Genomic DNA, 16165 nt, shown 5'->3' on the forward strand with positions numbered 1-16165 from the left:
TCAATCTTTGTTTACGAATGTAAAAAACGTAAATGCGAGATGACTTCAATTTAAATCTAAATGATAATGCATTGCATTAGTAATTATGGAGTTGGGTATGAAAGCATCAGTTTTAGCGTTGATGACAGGCTTAGTTGCACTATCTGCAAATGCAGAGATGATTGAAATTGAGCATCAAAAGGGAACGACAAAGGTAGAAACGAATCCTGAGCGAGTGGTTGTAATTGGTGTTGGTGCACTGGATGCAGCAGTCACTTTAGGTGTTGAGCCTGTGGCTATTTCAACGGTAAGCATCTTTCCTGATTACCTAGCGCAATACCGTGATTACAAGTTTGTTTCGGCAGGTAGCCTGTCTGAGCCAAACTTTGAAACGATTTATATGCAAAAACCTGATTTGATCATTGTCGGTTCGCGTGCTGCGAAGCAGTTTGATGAACTGTCAAAAATTGCACCAACGATTGTTTTTGCCGCTGATGCAGAAGAAGGTTACTGGAAGAGTACCCAACAGCAATGGCGTAACCTTGGTCAGGTATTTGAGAAGCAAGAATTTGTTGAGCAGAAGATCGCTCAGCTTGATAAAGAATTTAAAGCAATTAGTGACTACAACCAAACGAATAAAGTTGATGCACTAACAGTAATGAGCTCTGGCGGCAATATCACCGCATTTGGCGCTGATTCACGTTTTTCAGCGATTTACCAAGATTTTGGATTCCAACAAACCGCGCGAAACGTTAAAGCAAAAACTCACGGTGACTTGGTGTCTTACGAGTTTATTCGTGAAACTAACCCTTCAACGCTACTGATTGTTGATAAAGATCAGTTGACCAACAAGGGTAACAGCACAGTTAAACGCGATTTTGAAAATGATCTAGTAAAAGCGACTAAAGCGTACCAAAACAAGCAAATGGCTTATCTAGACATTAGCGCTTGGTACTTGGCTATCTCGGGCATTCAAGCGACCGAACAGATGATTAACGATGTTAAATCATCAATGGCGCAATAAAATTAAAATTTGAAGTGTTTGCCCAAGCAATGCAAGTTGTTTGGGCTTTTTGACGTTAGAGGCATGTTTTGAAGAAGTTACTCCCAATACTGTTTTTACTCAGTATCGGTTCTCTGTTTGTTGGCGTGAGCGATTTAAGCCCTATGGCACTGCTCGCAGGGGATGCGAATAGTTGGCATCTATTGTTTACCAGTCGTATTCCACGTCTCGTTGCGGTGATTCTTGCCGGCGCAGGTTTGAGTATTGCTGGTCTTATCATGCAGCAAATCAGCCAAAACCGTTTTGCTGCGCCTTCTACGTCAGGCACTATCGAGTGTGCCATGCTGGGTTATATTTTGAGCTTGGTGCTGTTTGGTTCTCAGCAAATCTGGCTAATCTTTTTAATTTCTATTCTTGGCACTTTGCTGTTTGTTCAGTTTATCAATCGAATTCAATTCAAGAACGCTATTTTTGTCCCGCTGATCGGCATCATTTTTGGTAACGTGGTTGACTCACTGGCAACCTTCATTGCTTATAAATACGATGCACTACAGAACCTTTCTGGTTGGACAGTGGCGAACTTTGCTAACCTGCTGCAAGGTGATTATGAGCTGCTTTATATTGCGATTCCGATTGCGATTTTCAGTTATTTATATGCCACGCGTATCTCGGCAGTGGGCTTAGGCAAGGACTTTGCGACTAACTTGGGTTTGAACTATCAACAAGTGATTGTTATCGGCGTTATGCTGGTGTCGATTATGGCGGCGAGCGTAGTGATGATTGTGGGTCAGCTGCCTTTCCTTGGTCTAATCGTGCCAAACCTAGTGAGCAAGTTCTATGGGGATAACTTACGTCGTAATATCCCTTTGACCGCCGTTCTGGGTGCCTTGATAGTGCTTTGTTGCGACTTGGCTGGACGCTTAATTATTTTCCCTTATGAGATCCCAATTTCCATGATCATCAGTATTTTAGGTGGCAGTGTGTTCGTGTTCTTTATTCTGCGAGGTCAAAAAAATGCAGGATAGAACCAAACTCCTGATCCTAGGTGCGATTGCTGTCGTGTTTGCTGCGCTGTTTATCGGTCTAGGGTTAAATGCTGACAACTACCAATATTTTTTATCGCGCCGCGTGCCTAAGGTGCTAGCGATGATCTTAGCGGGTGTTGCGATTGGTCAGTCTGCGTTAGCATTCCAAACCATCACTAACAACCGCATTTTAACACCGAGCATCATGGGCTTTGATGCGCTGTACATGTTTACCCAAGTTTTGGTTGTGGCGGTGTTTGGCGGCTTAAGTAGTTATGTAATGAATGACTATTTGAACTTCTCATTGTCAGTTACGGTAATGCTTGGCTTCTCAATGTTGCTGTTTACATTCTACTTTAAGAGCAATAAACAGAACTTGATGGTATTGCTGCTACTTGGCGTCATCTTAGGTCAACTGTTTGGCAGTATTTCCTCATTTTTGACCATGCTAATGGATCCAAATGATTTTGCTGCGTTGCAAGAGAGCATGTTTGCAAGTTTCAACAACATTAAAGTTGAACTGGTCTATATGTGTGCACCGCTGCTTCTCATCATCAGCGCATTGCTATTTAGACTAAACCGCGTACTGGATGTTTTCTGGCTCGACAAAGATAACGCGACCAGCTTAGGTATCGACGTTAAGCGTGTCACCATGCAGGTGCTCGTGCTTTCTGCGTGTTTGATTGCTATTTCTACCGCATTGATTGGTCCAATTATGTTCTTTGGTCTGCTGGTAACTAACTTGGCGCGTGAAATGCTGCGCAGCTATCAACATCGCGTATTACTGCTTGGTGTATCGTTGCTATCAGTTGCTTCGTTACTGGCAGGGCAGTGGATTGTAGAGAATCTGTTTGGTTTCTCCACCACACTTAGTGTTGTAATTAACTTTATCGGCGGCATCTACTTCTTATCAATGCTGCTTAGAAACAAAATCGTTTAGGTTCACTATGATTAAATTAGAAAAACTAACCAAACTTTTCGGTCAAAATGCAGTAGTTAAAAAAGCTAGTGCAGAGTTTGAGAAAGGCAAAGTTACCTCGATCATTGGACCTAATGGTGCTGGTAAAAGTACGTTGCTTTCCATGGCGAGCCGCTTAGTGAGTAAAGATGAAGGACAAGTCTTTATTGATTGCAAAGAGATTGCTGATTGGGACACCAAAGAGTTGGCGAAACGCCTTGCTGTGCTGCGTCAAGCGAACTCGATTACGATGCGCTTTACCGTGCGTGAGATGATCGCTTTTGGTCGTTTTCCTTACAGCCAAGGTAAACTTACCTCGGAAGATCAGACAATCATCAACCAAGCGATTGAGTACCTAGATTTGGTTGCCATTCAACATAAGTATCTGGATGAATTGAGTGGCGGTCAGCGTCAACTTGCCTTTATTGCCATGGTAATTGCGCAAGACACAGACTACGTGTTTTTAGATGAACCACTTAACAACCTTGATATTAAACACTCACTGCAAATCATGCGTAATGTGGGTCGACTGGCTCGTGAGATGAACAAAGCGGTGGTGGTGGTGATCCATGATATCAACTTTGCTGCTTGTTACTCAGATAAGATTATCGCGCTTAAGAAAGGGCAGGTCGTTGCTCAGGGTGATGTCGAAGCCGTTATCCAAGCTGATGTGCTTGAGAGCATCTACGAGACGCCATTTAACATCATTGAGATGGATGGCAAACGTATGTGTACCTACTACTAGCGGTTGGTTATTCGCCTACAGAAAGCCTTTCCAGTGGAAAGGCTTTTGTACGAAAGGGGGTTACTTTGTCAGATCTTCAATGATCGGACAGCAACTACTTGAATTCCCTGGGCAGGCAGCAATCCACTGTTGCAATTGATGTTCTATCTCTTTGAGTTGACGGATTTTGAGTTCAACTTCTTGCAGTTTTTCTTGTGCTTTGGCTTTTACTTCACTGCTCTTACGTTCAGGGTTTCTCGCGAGTTGAACAAACTCTTTGCATTCTATCAAAGAGAATCCTGCATTTTTTGCACGCGAAACGAGGTTGAGTTCTTGCAGGTGCTGCGCTGAATATTCTCGGTAACCCGATTCACTACGGTGGGGTGGGGTGATGATTCCTTTGTCTTCATATAGACGAATAGACTTACTTGACAGCCCCGTTAGCGTGGCTACTTCACCAATGTTCATTAGCTCAATCTCGATGTAAACTTGCCTATATTCTAACTTCTAGAGCCCATTTTGCCTATGCAGAAGAGTCTGTGCCAGACAAGCCAGTGTGTATGGACTAAAATTTTTTTAGAATCTAGCACGAAAAAGCCGGATTTTTGCAACAAATTAGGATATATAACGCCACAGATTTTGAAGTTTCAGTTAGCAAAATTGCTACAAGCTAGGTTTCATAAGGGATTTGGCGATAGCAACCATAGAATGTAAAACTAGCAAACTAATCTTCATTATCTTGATAGAGCTACCATTTTGATTAAATTCCGTCCGCGAAAAAAATCGAATATTGCTTTAGATCAACAAACAAACGTTTCTATTGGTCTAAAAATTAAAACAAAGTTGAAAGATTCAAAAAAAATTTGAATAATTAAACTCAATACACAATGGAGCGAAAGCTTCGATAATAAGTATGAAACAGGATACGTACCACATGTCTAATTCGTTTGTATTGGTGATTAACTCAGGCAGTTCTTCACTAAAATTTGCAGTAATCGATTCGCAAACTGGCGACGCGATTGTTAGCGGTTTAGGTGAGTGCTTTGGATTACCGGAAGCCGTCATTAGTTGGAAATACAATGGTGAGAAAACCGAAGAGGCGATCACTGCTGCCGACAATCATCACCAACATGCGATTAACCGCATTGTGGACCTAATTGAATCTCTTGGATTCACAAAAGATTTGGTTGCTGTGGGTCACCGTATCGTTCACGGCGGCGAGAAGTTTACTTCTACCGTTCGTATCGACGAGAAAGTACTGGCGGAAATCGAAAGCCTTTCAGACCTGGCTCCGCTCCACAACCCTGCAGGCGCGAAAGGTATTCAAGCAGCTATGGTAGCTTTCCCAAGCTTGCCACAGTTTGCTGTTTTCGACACAGCATTCCACCAAACTATGCCTAAGAAAGCGTTCACTGGCGCTATCTCTAACGAGCTTTACACTGATTACGGTATTCGCCGTTACGGTTTCCACGGCACTAGCCACTACTACGTTAGCCGTGAAGCTGCGAAGTTGGTTGGCAAACCAGTGGAAGAAGCAAGCTTTATCTCTGTTCACCTAGGTAACGGTGCATCTGTATGTGCAATCGAAAACGGTGAGTCAGTAGATACTTCAATGGGCTTTACTCCGCTATCTGGTCTAATGATGGGCACACGTTGTGGTGACCTTGACCCTGGTATCATCGAGTTCCTACTGAAGAAAGGCTGGAGCCAAGAGCAAGTATTTGAAGCACTGAACAAGAAATCAGGCTTCCTAGGTGTGTCTGGTCTAACTTCAGATGCACGTGGTGTACTAGAAGCGATGGAAAATGGTCACGAAGGTGCGAAACTAGCATTTGAAGTGTTCACTTACCGCGTAGCGAAATACATCGGTTCTTACCTAATCCCACTAAGCAAGCTTGACGCTGTGATCTTTACTGGTGGTATCGGTGAGAACTCTCTACCAATTCGTCGCGAAATCTTGAGCAATCTTAAGCTTCTAGGTTTCGTTGAAGATGAAAAGGGCAACGAAGACGCTCGCTTTGGTAACGCAGGTGTAATTGCAAAATCTGACATGCTAAATGCCATTGCTGTAGTTATTCCGACTAACGAAGAGTTCGTTATCGCTCAGCAGTCAGTAGAACTGCTATAAAAATCTACTCATTTTTGGGAAATAAGTCGAAGCCCTTTCCGCATGGAAAGGGCTTTTCTTTTTGCAGGTGAAATTTTAGAGAGTAAAACTGGCACAAAAAGAAAATGTAACTTTTCTGTCTGTAAGTGGTTTACTTTGTAAATTATTGGCTCTATATTGGTCCCGTAGACGTAACATATCACTAGGACATATCCATGCCTTTACTATTAGCACACCACACTGCCGCTTTTCGCCGAGCAACGCGTTGTGCTTTGTCACGTCTAACATCAACTGTTTCAGTCGTCATTCTAGTCATTATTAACTAGGCTGGCGGCAATTTCCCGTCAGCCAGGCTGACGGAGAGATTCCACATCGTTAATACCCTTATTTTCCCCCCAGCCAGCTGACGGTCCATTACAAAAAAGATTAGAGTAATGTCTAATCGTACGAGGACTGTACATTGAAAAATCAAAGTTCGTTAGCGATAGGTTTGATGACATTTGCCATGTTTCTTGGCGCGGGGAACATCATTTTTCCACCTTTCTTAGGTTTAGAAGCTGGCACACAGTATTTGCCCGCTATGGCAGGGTTTCTGATCACTGCGGTGGGATTACCCGCGCTTACCTTAATTGTTTTTGGTCGTTTGAGCGATAGTGCTCAACTGACCCAAGCGTTACCTAAACCGATTGCGACAGGCTTCTGGGTGCTGCTGTTTACTGCGGTGGGTCCTGCTTTTGCGATGCCACGAGCGGTAACCGTTGCCTACGAAATGGGTATTAAGCCATTTGTTTCTGGTGATTATCTGGCGCTGTTCTCATTCATCTTTGTTGCCCTGACATTGGTATTGGCACTACAGCGTGGCAAGTTGGTTGACTATATCGGCAAATTTATGACACCAATGTTGGTATTGATGCTGGCGGCGCTGGCTCTAGCGGCGTTAGTGATGCCTTTAGGCGAGTTGAGTACGCCGACGATGGATTATCAGCAACAAGCATTAACCAGTGGCTTAATTCAAGGCTATATGACCATGGATGCGATCGCTGCGGTTGGTTTTGGTTGGGTGATCATCAAAGCGATCACTGACAAAGGTCATGTGACTTCAAAATCGATTTTTAAAGTGACGTTAAAAGTAACCTTGGTTTACGCACTATTGATGTCAGGTTGCTACCTTGCGATGGCTTACGTTGGTGCTACGTCGGCAAGCATTGCAGAGGGTGTGACTAATGGTGGTGAGCTTCTAACTCGTTACGCAGCAGAAGTATTTGGTACGTTTGGTTTAGTTTTACTTTCGGGCATCATCATCATGGCGTGTCTAACCACGACGGTAGGTCTGACTAACGCTTGCGCTGAGTACTATCAGCAAACCTTTAACTCACCGTTCTCACTAACGGCAGTGATTGTTGTCGTGCTTACTGGCGTGATTGCTAACTTTGGTTTGAACCAGATCCTTGCGGTGAGTTTGCCTGCAATTCTAATTTTGTGCCCAGTTGCTATCGCGCTGGTTTTGACGGCACTTGTCATCCCGACGGATCGAGCGAATTGGTTTGCGTATGTTGCGGTAGTGGCAATCAGTTTGCTGTTGGGTTCTATTGATGCGTTAAGCATTCTTGAGATGCTGCCTGACTCCTTGGCATCACTATTAAACCAATACTTACCGCTGTTTAGTGCGCATGCGAGTTGGTTTATGCCTGTTGTTGCGTTAATCGCCGTATCAAAGTGGAAACTGTCGCGCCAAATCGAAACGCAAACTGCAGAGCTAGATATCGCAGTTAAGACCAATCGTTAAGCGTGTAAACGGATAAGAACTAGAGACTTCCCTGAGGCGCTTGAGGGAAGTCTCATTAATTAAGCGACAGTAATCTGCTGAGCGAAAATGATGCGATCTTTTCCGCCGCTTTTGGCTTGATATAGCGCGCTATCAGCTGCTTGAATGAGCTCGATATAACTAATATCTTGCAATATCGGAGAGTATGCAGCCCCCACACTTAGGGTTAGAGAGTGCACGTTTTGGCTATTTGAGTTAGTGATCTTGAGCTCACGCACTGCAACTAAGATCTCCTCAGCGATCATTTTTAATTGCGCTTCTGTTAAGCCTACAAATGCGAAGATGAATTCTTCTCCGCCATAGCGAGCGAGAATGAAATCCTGTGTCTTTACAATGGTCTTCAATCGATTGGCGATAGCGACCAAACATTGATCGCCTTCCAAATGACCATATTTATCATTAATTGACTTGAAATTATCGATATCCAGCATGAGTATCGATAAAGAAGAGTAGTTATTTTTAGAGCTGGCTGCAGTATCGTCTAAATATCGTTGTAGTGCTCTTCGATTGGCAATCATTGTTAGAGGATCAATAAAAACAAGTTGCTCAAGTTTTGATGTTAAATATTCTAGTTCTTTGTTTTTTAATTCAAGTTCTTTATTTGCAATAATTAACTGATCTTGATACTTTCTTCGTACAATATTTTGCGAAATGATAAAACCAAGCATCTTGAGAATATTAACTTGCGAGGGTTTTAATGGCGTTGCAGTGATTAAGTTGTCACACGCTATCCAACCAATGGCTTCATTGCCATCCCAAAGGGTGACATAGCCGTTCCAACCGATACCCACATTCGCAAAATTGTGTAATAAAGAGGTGTGTTGCTGAAAGCCGATAAAGGTACGGTTACGAATCATCTCAGAAGCAAATACATGTTCATCAATGGTGGAAGTAAACCAGCGCTCATCCACGACATTGCCTTCAGTATCAGTGCCATAGGTGCCTTGAACTTGGTTGTCTCCCGTGATTAGAAAGATCGCTAACCTATCAATAGTTAGATTAACTATCGCATGTTCGACCGCAATTCTATACATCTCGTCATTGGATTCTGCGCGCCCTAATAGATAGGAAATATCATGCAAGATGTCTATTTCTTTATTATATCGAGTTTGACGTGTACTCATGAAAACTGACCTAGTAATTTATTATTATTTTATAAAGTTTAAAACATAAGAATATGTAGGGTTAACCTCACATTCAGATAGATAAAATAATATTAAATTGCCGCTAATTCGTGATCTATTACGCAAAAGTGTGGGGTGGTTCAACATTATGTTGTCGAAGAATTAAGACTTTTGATCAATAGCGAAAAGTAACTTTGTGAAAATTGTCATGATATCGATTACATTATGATTTATAAAAATATTCATAGTAATCGCTAGAGCGCATAGGTAGCTGCATTAATATCACAAATTGCTATTAAATCGATTATTAATATTAATGGTGGTAGTCATTTTATTGTAAGCAAGTGTTTTAGAATCCTATCGGATATGCGCAAATCTGTTTATTTAGATTGTTGCTTTGATAGCTACCGCTCCACATTCTTACTTGTTAGCAGGTACATGTAATTTACTTACTCACGACATAGGGGATCTTAACGGATTAGTGATTCATTTAAGTTAGAGTTCAAACTAAAATCACCTACTTTTATGCGAGTAATATCACATTAATGCCCCTTATTTGAGCAAAAATTTGATTTTTGCCTCCCTTTGGTGCGCATAATAATAAGGGATTTTGATTAGAGCTCTAAGGAAAGTTTCTAACATGATTACAGTAGAACCTTGGTTGGATTCGCCGGATACGAAAACCAAACTAAGTAAACAATTGATATTTCGTGAACCTAATGTCACCGATGGAGATAGTATTTTTAGTTTGATAGCGGCTTGTCCGCCTTTAGACACCAATTCTTCATACTGCAACTTCTTACAAGCTACTCATTTCAGCAATACCTGTATTTTGGTTGAGCAAGACAACCGTGTTGGCGGTTTCATCTCTGCTTACCGCAAGCCAGATCAGCAAGATGTGCTTTTTGTCTGGCAAGTAGCTGTCTCTCCAGATTTTCGAGGCAAAGGTCTCGCATCCCGCATGTTAAACGCTCTGCTAGCCAGAGACGGTTTAGAGAATATTAAAGCGATAGAAACCACTATTACTAAGTCAAACAAGGCTTCTTGGGCGTTATTTGAAAAGTTCGATGCCAGCCAAGGCGGACAAGGAGATGTGACGATCTTCTTAGACGAACAAGCCCACTTTAAAGGTAAGCACGACACTGAATACCTCTATCGCATTCCCACCAAATAACTTCAATTTTAACTAGGAAAGATACGGTCTTATTATGGACATTTTTAACAAGCAAGAATCTAAGGTTCGTTCGTACTCGAACAGTTTTCCCGTGGTTTTCACCAAAGCACAAGGTAGTTGGTTAGAGACGGAAAACGGCGAGCGTTACTTGGATTTTCTTGCCGGAGCAGGTTCTTTAAATTACGGTCACAACAATCCAGAGCTAAAACAAGCGCTAGTTGAATATATTTTGGCGGATGGCATTACTCATGGCTTGGATATGCACTCTGAGGCGAAAGCTAATTTCCTACAAGTGCTGAAAAACGTCATTCTTGAGCCAAGAAACCTAGATTACAAAGTGCAGTTTACTGGACCGACTGGTACGAACGCAGTAGAGGCAGCACTAAAGCTGGCTAAAAAAGCCAAAGGGCGCAGTAGCGTAGTCGCCTTTACTAACGGTTTCCACGGCTGTACGGCAGGTGCGCTTGCCGCCACTGGTAATCAGCACCACCGTCAAGGCGCGCCACAAGGTAGCTTGTCAGGTATTACGCGGATTCCTTTTGAAGGATATGCAGGTGTGGATGGGTTAGCGTTGTTTGAAACCATGCTTAACGATAATTCAGCGGGCATGGATAAGCCAGCGGCAGTACTTTTGGAAACGGTGCAAGGCGAGGGGGGGCTTAATGTCGCTTCTAATGCATGGCTTCAACGTCTAAGCAAGATCTGTAAGGCTAACGATATCTTGCTGATTGTCGATGATATTCAAGCGGGGTGCGGTCGCACAGGTACCTTCTTTAGCTTTGAACCAGCGGGTATTCAACCTGATATTGTGACCTTGTCAAAATCAATCGGTGGCTATGGTTTACCGATGGCAGTTGTGCTGCTTAAACCTGAGTTAGATATTTGGAAACCGGGTGAACACAACGGTACTTTTCGTGGCAACAACCACGCCTTCGTAACAGCCGCAAAAGCGTTAGAGCTATATTGGTCAGATAACGCGTTAGAAAAGCACATTGCGCGCAGTTCACAACAGGTTACTGAGGTGATTGAAAAGCAACTTAAGCGCTTCCCTGAACTGTTTGTACAACAGAAAGGGCGCGGAATGATGATTGGCATTGAATGTCAAAATGGCGCTCTTGCTGGCGATATTGCCAAAGCGTGTTTTGCTAACGGTATGATCATCGAAACCGCAGGTCCTAACGATGAAGTGGTGAAATTTTTCTGCCCGCTAACCATCACTGAGTCTGAACTTGGACAAGGTCTCGCGATTTTCGAGCAAGCCGTTGAGTCCATCGCGCAGAAACACTTCAAAAAAGCATCTTAAAAATAGGAAATAATCATGATTGTTAGAACGCTAGAGGAATGCCGTAATAGCGAACGTCGCGTAGCATCAGAAACGTGGGAAAGTGTTCGTATGCTGCTTAAAGATGACAAGATGGGTTTTTCGTTCCATATCACGACTATCTTTGAGAATACTGAAACCCATATTCACTATCAAAACCACTTGGAGTCGGTTTACTGCATGAGTGGGGAAGGCGAAATTGAAGTGGTGGGCGGTGAGACTTACCCGATTAAACCAGGTACGCTCTATATTCTGGATAAGCATGACGAGCACTATCTCCGTGCTTACAAAGATACCCCTATGGTGATGGCATGCGTGTTTAATCCACCAATCACAGGCGCAGAGACTCACGACGAAAACGGTGTATACCCTCTGATTGATTAATGAATCAAAAGCTAACTTTGTCTGAAACGGTGAGGCGATTAAGCCTCACTGTTTTTATCCCAATTTTGTTTTTAACTCAGGCGTTGAATCACTTAATCAATTTGCTTAACCAGTTTAATTAAGTGATTCAATTTAATAATTCGACTAAGGACAGTCCATGACTTATACCGTAGAAAAAATCGGCGGTACATCTATGTCTGCTTTTGACGCAGTGCTAGACAATATTATTCTTCGCCCTAAAGACCCGTATAACCGAGTGTTCGTGGTATCAGCTTACGGTGGTATGACCGATGTACTGCTGGAGAACAAGAAAAACGGTAAACCTGGCGTGTATCAACTGATTGCCAAACGCGATGACACTTGGGGGGAAGCGCTCGCCCAAGTAGAACGACAGATGTTATTAGTTAATGAGAACATCTTTGCTGATCCAATGAGTCGTATGCGCGCGGATAAATACATTCGCTCTCGCATTGCTGAAGCCAAAAATTGTATCAGCAATATTCTCGATACTTGTCGCTATGGTCAATTTTCTTTGCGTCATTATCTGCCACAGATTCGCGAGTTTTTGTCGTCGATTGGCGAAGTCCATAGTGCGTATAACAGTGCACTCAAGTTAAAGACGTTAGGGATCAACGCTACGTTTGTTGACCTGTCAGGTTGGGATTGCCAAAAACCGCTGACACTGGATGAAACCATCGCCGAAGCGTTTGAAAAAATAGATGTAACTAAAGAGCTACCGATAGTGACGGGTTATGCTTATACCAAAGATGGTTTGATGAAGACCTATGATAGAGGTTACAGCGAAATGACCTTTAGCCGTATCGCGTCGATCACCAATGCGGATCTCGCCATCATCCACAAAGAATATCATCTAAGTTCAGCCGACCCGCGTATTGTAGGAACCGACCAAGTGCTGCCGATTGGCAAAACTAATTTTGATGTGGCGGATCAACTTGCGAGTTTGGGTATGGAAGCGATTCACCCCAATGCGGCGGCAGGCTTACGTCAAAGCGGGATTCAACTGCAAATCAAAAATACGTTTGAGCCAGAGCATCCAGGCACATTGATTTCATCGGACTACAGTCCAGAAACCGACAAGATTGAAATCATTGCTGGTAAAGAGAAGGTTTTCGCTCTGCACTTATTTGATCAAACCATGGTGGGGCAGGTGGATAACGTCAGTTATGATTTAATGCAGATCATTGCAGAGACCCGCGTAAACCTGATCGGTAAAGAGATGAACGCTAACTCGATTACTTATTACTTAGGTGGTCATGAAGATGCATTGAATAAGGTGCTTTATCGTGCTGAGAAGCGTTATCCTAATGCGTCAATCAAGGGGCGCATGGTTGCGCTAATTTCGGTGATTGGCTCGCAGATTGATACTAACAAAACTTTAACTAAGGGTGTGCTTTCTCTTATGGAGAACGATGTGACGCCAATTGCGGTTCACTCATCAATGCGCAATGTGAACGTCCAATTTGTCGTGGCAGACAATGAGTACCAACAGACAATTTGTGCGCTGCATAAGGTATTTTGCCTACCGAAAAAAGAGCAGCAAGCGTTAATGGCATAAATATCCATTAATCTCTGACGAAGTTGCGTGATTCAAAGAGTTGGCTTGCCCAGCTCTTTGTTGTCTTTGATAGCTGAAAAATTGCGCATTAGCAGGGATGTTTGGAATACGAAATACAGTTAAGGACGATGAAGTAATAAAGTTGTTATTGACGTTAATTATCCACAAATATTATTAACTAAACCAAAACGATTGATGCTTAATATATCACCGTTTTATGCGTGCTTAATGAATTTATAGTCTGATATATACTATTTTGTTGACTTTTTATTCTGTAGTTTGCGATATTTCACGCATCTGAAAACTAAGCGTGAAAAAGGTTATGTCTCACACTCATGCACAGCCAGCGGACTCGGCTGTAACGAAGAAATCTTGGCAGATGCCAGATACCCTAATTTTAATCTTCTTTGTTGGTATCTTTGCTGCGATTCTTACTTACTTAATCCCTGCGGGCTCTTTTGATAGCCAACAGGTGACATACATGGTCGATGGTGCTGAAAAGACACGTACAGTTATTGACCCTAACTCTTTTGCTTATGCGACTGATGAAGCTGGTGAACTGGTTTACAACACGGTAAGCCTATTTGCTTCAGGCGGTGGCATTGGTCTAATGAACTTCCCATTTGAAGGTCTAACTTCAGGCTCGAAATGGGGCAGTGCAATCGGCGTAATCATGTTTATGCTGGTGATCGGTGGTGCATTTGGTGTGGTAATGCGCACCGGTACTATCGACAACGGTATCCTACGTCTGATTGATAAAACCAAAGGTAATGAATCACTATTTATCCCTGTACTTTTCCTACTGTTCTCACTTGGTGGTGCAGTATTTGGTATGGGTGAAGAAGCGGTGGCGTTTGCAATTATTATTGCACCGCTAATGGTTCGCCTTGGCTATGATGGTATCACTACTGTTATGGTTACCTACATTGCAACTCAAATTGGTTTTGCAACGTCTTGGATGAACCCATTCTCTGTAGCGATTGCACAAGGCATCGCGGGTATTCCAGTTCTTTCTGGTATGACCGTACGTATGGGTCTATGGGCTGGCTTTACGCTTATCGGTATCGCTTTCACTATGGCATACGCAGCGCGCATCAAAGCAAATCCAGAGCTATCATACAGCCGTCGTACTGACGCGTACTTCCACCAACAAGAAGCATCGGTTGCTGAGTCTCGTTGGAACATTGGCGATACGCTAGTACTTCTAACCGTAGTAGCTTCGACTGCATGGGTGGTATGGGGCGTAGTAATGCACGCTTGGTACATTCCAGAGATCGCATCGCAATTCTTCACTATGGGCTTTGTGGTCGCGATTATTGGTACGATTTTCCGCTTGAACGGTATGACACTAAACGAAGCAGCGGCAGCGTTTAAAGAAGGTGCCAGCATCATGCTAGCACCAGCACTACTAGTGGGTTGTGCGAAAGGTGTACTACTGCTGCTAGGTGGCGGTTCTTCAGAAGAGCCAAGTGTACTGAACTCAATCCTAAACGGTGCAGGTAGTATGTTAAGCGGTTTGCCAGCAGTGGCATCGGCATGGCTAATGTACGTGTTCCAGTCAGTGTTCAACTTCTTTGTAACCTCAGGTTCTGGTCAAGCAGCACTAACAATGCCACTACTATCGCCGCTGTCTGATATCGCAGGCGTGACTCGTCAAGTAGCGGTATTGGCATTCCAACTGGGTGACGGTTTCACTAACGTAATCGTACCAACTTCAGCGCCTCTAATGGCAACACTTGGTGTATGTCGTATCGATTGGGGTGACTGGGCGAAATTCTGCTGGCGCTTTATGCTACTATTGTTCGCAATTTCGAGCGTAGTGGTAGTAGTTGCTCAGCTAATGGGCTTCTCATAATAAACTCAAGCGAGTTTGATGCTTAGATTCGATGGCGAGATATTTATCTCGCCATTTTTTATTGTCTGCCTCAGTTGATAGGCAAACAAAGATTTTGGAGAGACCATTTTAATGGCGACACAATACTTAGACGATGTGATTCAAGGTCACCGCGTTATTCACTCTTTAGATGTGGTAGATTTGGCTGCAGGTGAGCACAAGTTCATGTTCCGTATTGCCACGGATGCACTTTCTCAATGGCAACATTTGCCAGTAATGGTATTCAAGGGCGAAAAGCCGGGCAAAAAAATCATGATCACTGCGGGTGTTCATGGTGATGAATACAATGGCGTATTAGCCGCGCAGAAGACGGCGCGCGAATTAGTTGGTAAAGAACTCGCGGGTACGGTGACGATTGTGCCGATGATCAACCTGACGGGTATGCTAAACCATAGACGTGATTTCTTCTCGGCAGATCCAGATGCGTCTCCTTGTAACTTAAACCGCTTCTTCCCAGGTGATGCAAACGGTAATGAGGCAAATCGTTTTATCCATGCATTGTGGCACAACTTGCTAAAATCGAATGCGGACTTGGCGATTGATCTGCATACCCAAACCAGTGGTACAGTATACCCACTGTATGTGTTTGCGGATTTCCGTTTAGAGCAGGCAATTGAGATGGCGCGTTTGATTAATCCAGACGCTATCTTAAATGATCCAGGCGATGCCGGTGTACTTGAGACAGTATGGAACACCAGTGGCATTCCAAGCATTACGATTGAAGTGGGTATGGGTCGCTACACTGAATTGGATCTGATTGAGCGTACCGTGAATGGTATCTTTAACGTGCTTAAACGTCATGAGTTGCTTCAAGGTGAAGTGGAAGCGGTTGTTCCATGCCTAGAGGGACAGGATATCACGAGTATTCGTGCGGACATCGGTGGTTTTGTTATCCCGCAAGTTGCGATGATGGATAAAGTAGAGCAAGACCAATTGGTTGCGATTCAATACGATAACTTTGGTGATGAGCTGAAGCGTTACTGCGCACCAAGTGCAGGCACGGTTCTGAGCCACAATATTGAGTCAATTCGCGCTCCGGGTTCTTTGGTCGTACGCTTGATCCACTAAAAT

At 43.4% G+C, this 16165-nt stretch carries 14 protein-coding genes; 12 read left to right on the forward strand and 2 right to left on the reverse strand.

Annotated features, from left to right (window positions below; all coding sequences use genetic code 11):
• Positions 1 to 97 precede the first annotated feature (97 nt).
• The 4 genes from GZN30_RS17045 to vctC all read left to right on the forward strand — a co-directional run bounded on the left by GZN30_RS17045 (position 98) and on the right by vctC (position 3710).
• Positions 98 to 1003, forward strand: coding sequence for a siderophore ABC transporter substrate-binding protein (locus GZN30_RS17045; protein WP_075652352.1), 906 nt, complete (start codon positions 98 to 100; stop codon positions 1001 to 1003).
• Positions 1004 to 1071: 68 nt separating this feature from the next.
• Entirely contained in the window at positions 1072 to 2007 is a 936-nt protein-coding gene (vctD, locus tag GZN30_RS17050) for an iron chelate uptake ABC transporter permease subunit VctD (RefSeq protein ID WP_075652351.1), read from the forward strand.
• The gene (gene vctG / locus GZN30_RS17055; protein WP_075652350.1) at positions 1997 to 2947 is read left to right on the forward strand and encodes an iron chelate uptake ABC transporter permease subunit VctG; all 951 of its coding nucleotides are present in this window, start codon (positions 1997 to 1999) and stop codon (positions 2945 to 2947) included. Before vctD ends, vctG begins: the two co-directional genes overlap by 11 nt.
• 7 nt (positions 2948 to 2954) lie before the next feature.
• Positions 2955 to 3710, forward strand: a complete 756-nt coding sequence (gene vctC / locus GZN30_RS17060) for an iron chelate ABC transporter ATP-binding protein VctC (RefSeq protein WP_075652349.1) — start codon at positions 2955 to 2957, stop codon at positions 3708 to 3710.
• A gap of 60 nt (positions 3711 to 3770) precedes the next feature.
• Here the strand turns inward: vctC and cueR are convergent, their stop codons facing one another.
• The gene (gene cueR, locus GZN30_RS17065) at positions 3771 to 4157 is read right to left on the reverse strand and encodes a Cu(I)-responsive transcriptional regulator (protein ID WP_075652348.1); all 387 of its coding nucleotides are present in this window, start codon (positions 4155 to 4157) and stop codon (positions 3771 to 3773) included.
• 466 nt (positions 4158 to 4623) lie between these two features.
• On the opposite strand from cueR, the gene GZN30_RS17070 reads away from it, so the two are divergent.
• Both GZN30_RS17070 and brnQ read left to right on the forward strand, forming a co-directional pair.
• Complete coding sequence (locus GZN30_RS17070) at positions 4624 to 5817, forward strand: acetate/propionate family kinase (protein WP_075652347.1); 1194 nt, start codon at positions 4624 to 4626, stop codon at positions 5815 to 5817.
• Between the two features lie 439 nt (positions 5818 to 6256).
• On the forward strand, positions 6257 to 7582 hold the full coding sequence (gene brnQ / locus GZN30_RS17075) for a branched-chain amino acid transport system II carrier protein (protein WP_075652346.1): 1326 nt from the start codon (positions 6257 to 6259) through the stop codon (positions 7580 to 7582).
• Positions 7583 to 7641: 59 nt separating this feature from the next.
• Here the strand turns inward: brnQ and GZN30_RS17080 are convergent, their stop codons facing one another.
• Positions 7642 to 8532 carry a GGDEF domain-containing protein gene (locus GZN30_RS17080; protein WP_161987089.1) on the reverse strand — a complete coding sequence of 297 codons (891 nt, stop codon included), beginning with the start codon at positions 8530 to 8532 and terminating at the stop codon, positions 7642 to 7644.
• Positions 8533 to 9385: 853 nt separating this feature from the next.
• Here GZN30_RS17080 and ectA point away from each other — a divergent pair.
• The 6 genes from ectA to GZN30_RS17110 all read left to right on the forward strand — a co-directional run bounded on the left by ectA (position 9386) and on the right by GZN30_RS17110 (position 16162).
• Positions 9386 to 9919, forward strand: coding sequence for a diaminobutyrate acetyltransferase (gene ectA, locus GZN30_RS17085; protein ID WP_075652344.1), 534 nt, complete (start codon positions 9386 to 9388; stop codon positions 9917 to 9919).
• A 34-nt stretch (positions 9920 to 9953) separates the two neighbouring features.
• The gene (gene ectB / locus GZN30_RS17090; RefSeq protein ID WP_075652343.1) at positions 9954 to 11222 is read left to right on the forward strand and encodes a diaminobutyrate--2-oxoglutarate transaminase; all 1269 of its coding nucleotides are present in this window, start codon (positions 9954 to 9956) and stop codon (positions 11220 to 11222) included.
• A 15-nt stretch (positions 11223 to 11237) separates the two neighbouring features.
• Positions 11238 to 11624, forward strand: a complete 387-nt coding sequence (locus GZN30_RS17095) for an ectoine synthase (RefSeq protein WP_075652342.1) — start codon at positions 11238 to 11240, stop codon at positions 11622 to 11624.
• 157 nt (positions 11625 to 11781) lie between these two features.
• Positions 11782 to 13200 carry an aspartate kinase gene (locus GZN30_RS17100; protein WP_075652341.1) on the forward strand — a complete coding sequence of 473 codons (1419 nt, stop codon included), beginning with the start codon at positions 11782 to 11784 and terminating at the stop codon, positions 13198 to 13200.
• A 322-nt stretch (positions 13201 to 13522) separates the two neighbouring features.
• Complete coding sequence (gene yfcC / locus GZN30_RS17105; RefSeq protein ID WP_075652340.1) at positions 13523 to 15055, forward strand: putative basic amino acid antiporter YfcC; 1533 nt, start codon at positions 13523 to 13525, stop codon at positions 15053 to 15055.
• A 111-nt stretch (positions 15056 to 15166) separates the two neighbouring features.
• Positions 15167 to 16162 carry a succinylglutamate desuccinylase/aspartoacylase family protein gene (locus GZN30_RS17110; protein ID WP_075652339.1) on the forward strand — a complete coding sequence of 332 codons (996 nt, stop codon included), beginning with the start codon at positions 15167 to 15169 and terminating at the stop codon, positions 16160 to 16162.
• Positions 16163 to 16165: the final 3 nt, after the last annotated feature.

It is taken from the genome of Vibrio ponticus (assembly GCF_009938225.1).
GTDB lineage: Bacteria > Pseudomonadota > Gammaproteobacteria > Enterobacterales > Vibrionaceae > Vibrio > Vibrio ponticus.

Excerpts from the sequence above, each read along its gene's own strand:
- yfcC (WP_075652340.1), top strand. The coding sequence starts at position 13,523 with ATGTCTCACACTCATGCACAGCCAGCGGACTCGGCTGTAACGAAGAAA.
- vctC (WP_075652349.1), top strand. The coding sequence starts at position 2,955 with ATGATTAAATTAGAAAAACTAACCAAACTTTTCGGTCAAAATGCAGTA.
- GZN30_RS17110 (WP_075652339.1), top strand. The coding sequence starts at position 15,167 with ATGGCGACACAATACTTAGACGATGTGATTCAAGGTCACCGCGTTATT.
- GZN30_RS17095 (WP_075652342.1), top strand. The coding sequence starts at position 11,238 with ATGATTGTTAGAACGCTAGAGGAATGCCGTAATAGCGAACGTCGCGTA.
- cueR (WP_075652348.1), bottom strand. The coding sequence starts at position 4,157 with ATGAACATTGGTGAAGTAGCCACGCTAACGGGGCTGTCAAGTAAGTCT.
- ectB (WP_075652343.1), top strand. The coding sequence starts at position 9,954 with ATGGACATTTTTAACAAGCAAGAATCTAAGGTTCGTTCGTACTCGAAC.
- vctG (WP_075652350.1), top strand. The coding sequence starts at position 1,997 with ATGCAGGATAGAACCAAACTCCTGATCCTAGGTGCGATTGCTGTCGTG.
- GZN30_RS17100 (WP_075652341.1), top strand. The coding sequence starts at position 11,782 with ATGACTTATACCGTAGAAAAAATCGGCGGTACATCTATGTCTGCTTTT.
- GZN30_RS17070 (WP_075652347.1), top strand. The coding sequence starts at position 4,624 with ATGTCTAATTCGTTTGTATTGGTGATTAACTCAGGCAGTTCTTCACTA.
- GZN30_RS17045 (WP_075652352.1), top strand. The coding sequence starts at position 98 with ATGAAAGCATCAGTTTTAGCGTTGATGACAGGCTTAGTTGCACTATCT.
- ectA (WP_075652344.1), top strand. The coding sequence starts at position 9,386 with ATGATTACAGTAGAACCTTGGTTGGATTCGCCGGATACGAAAACCAAA.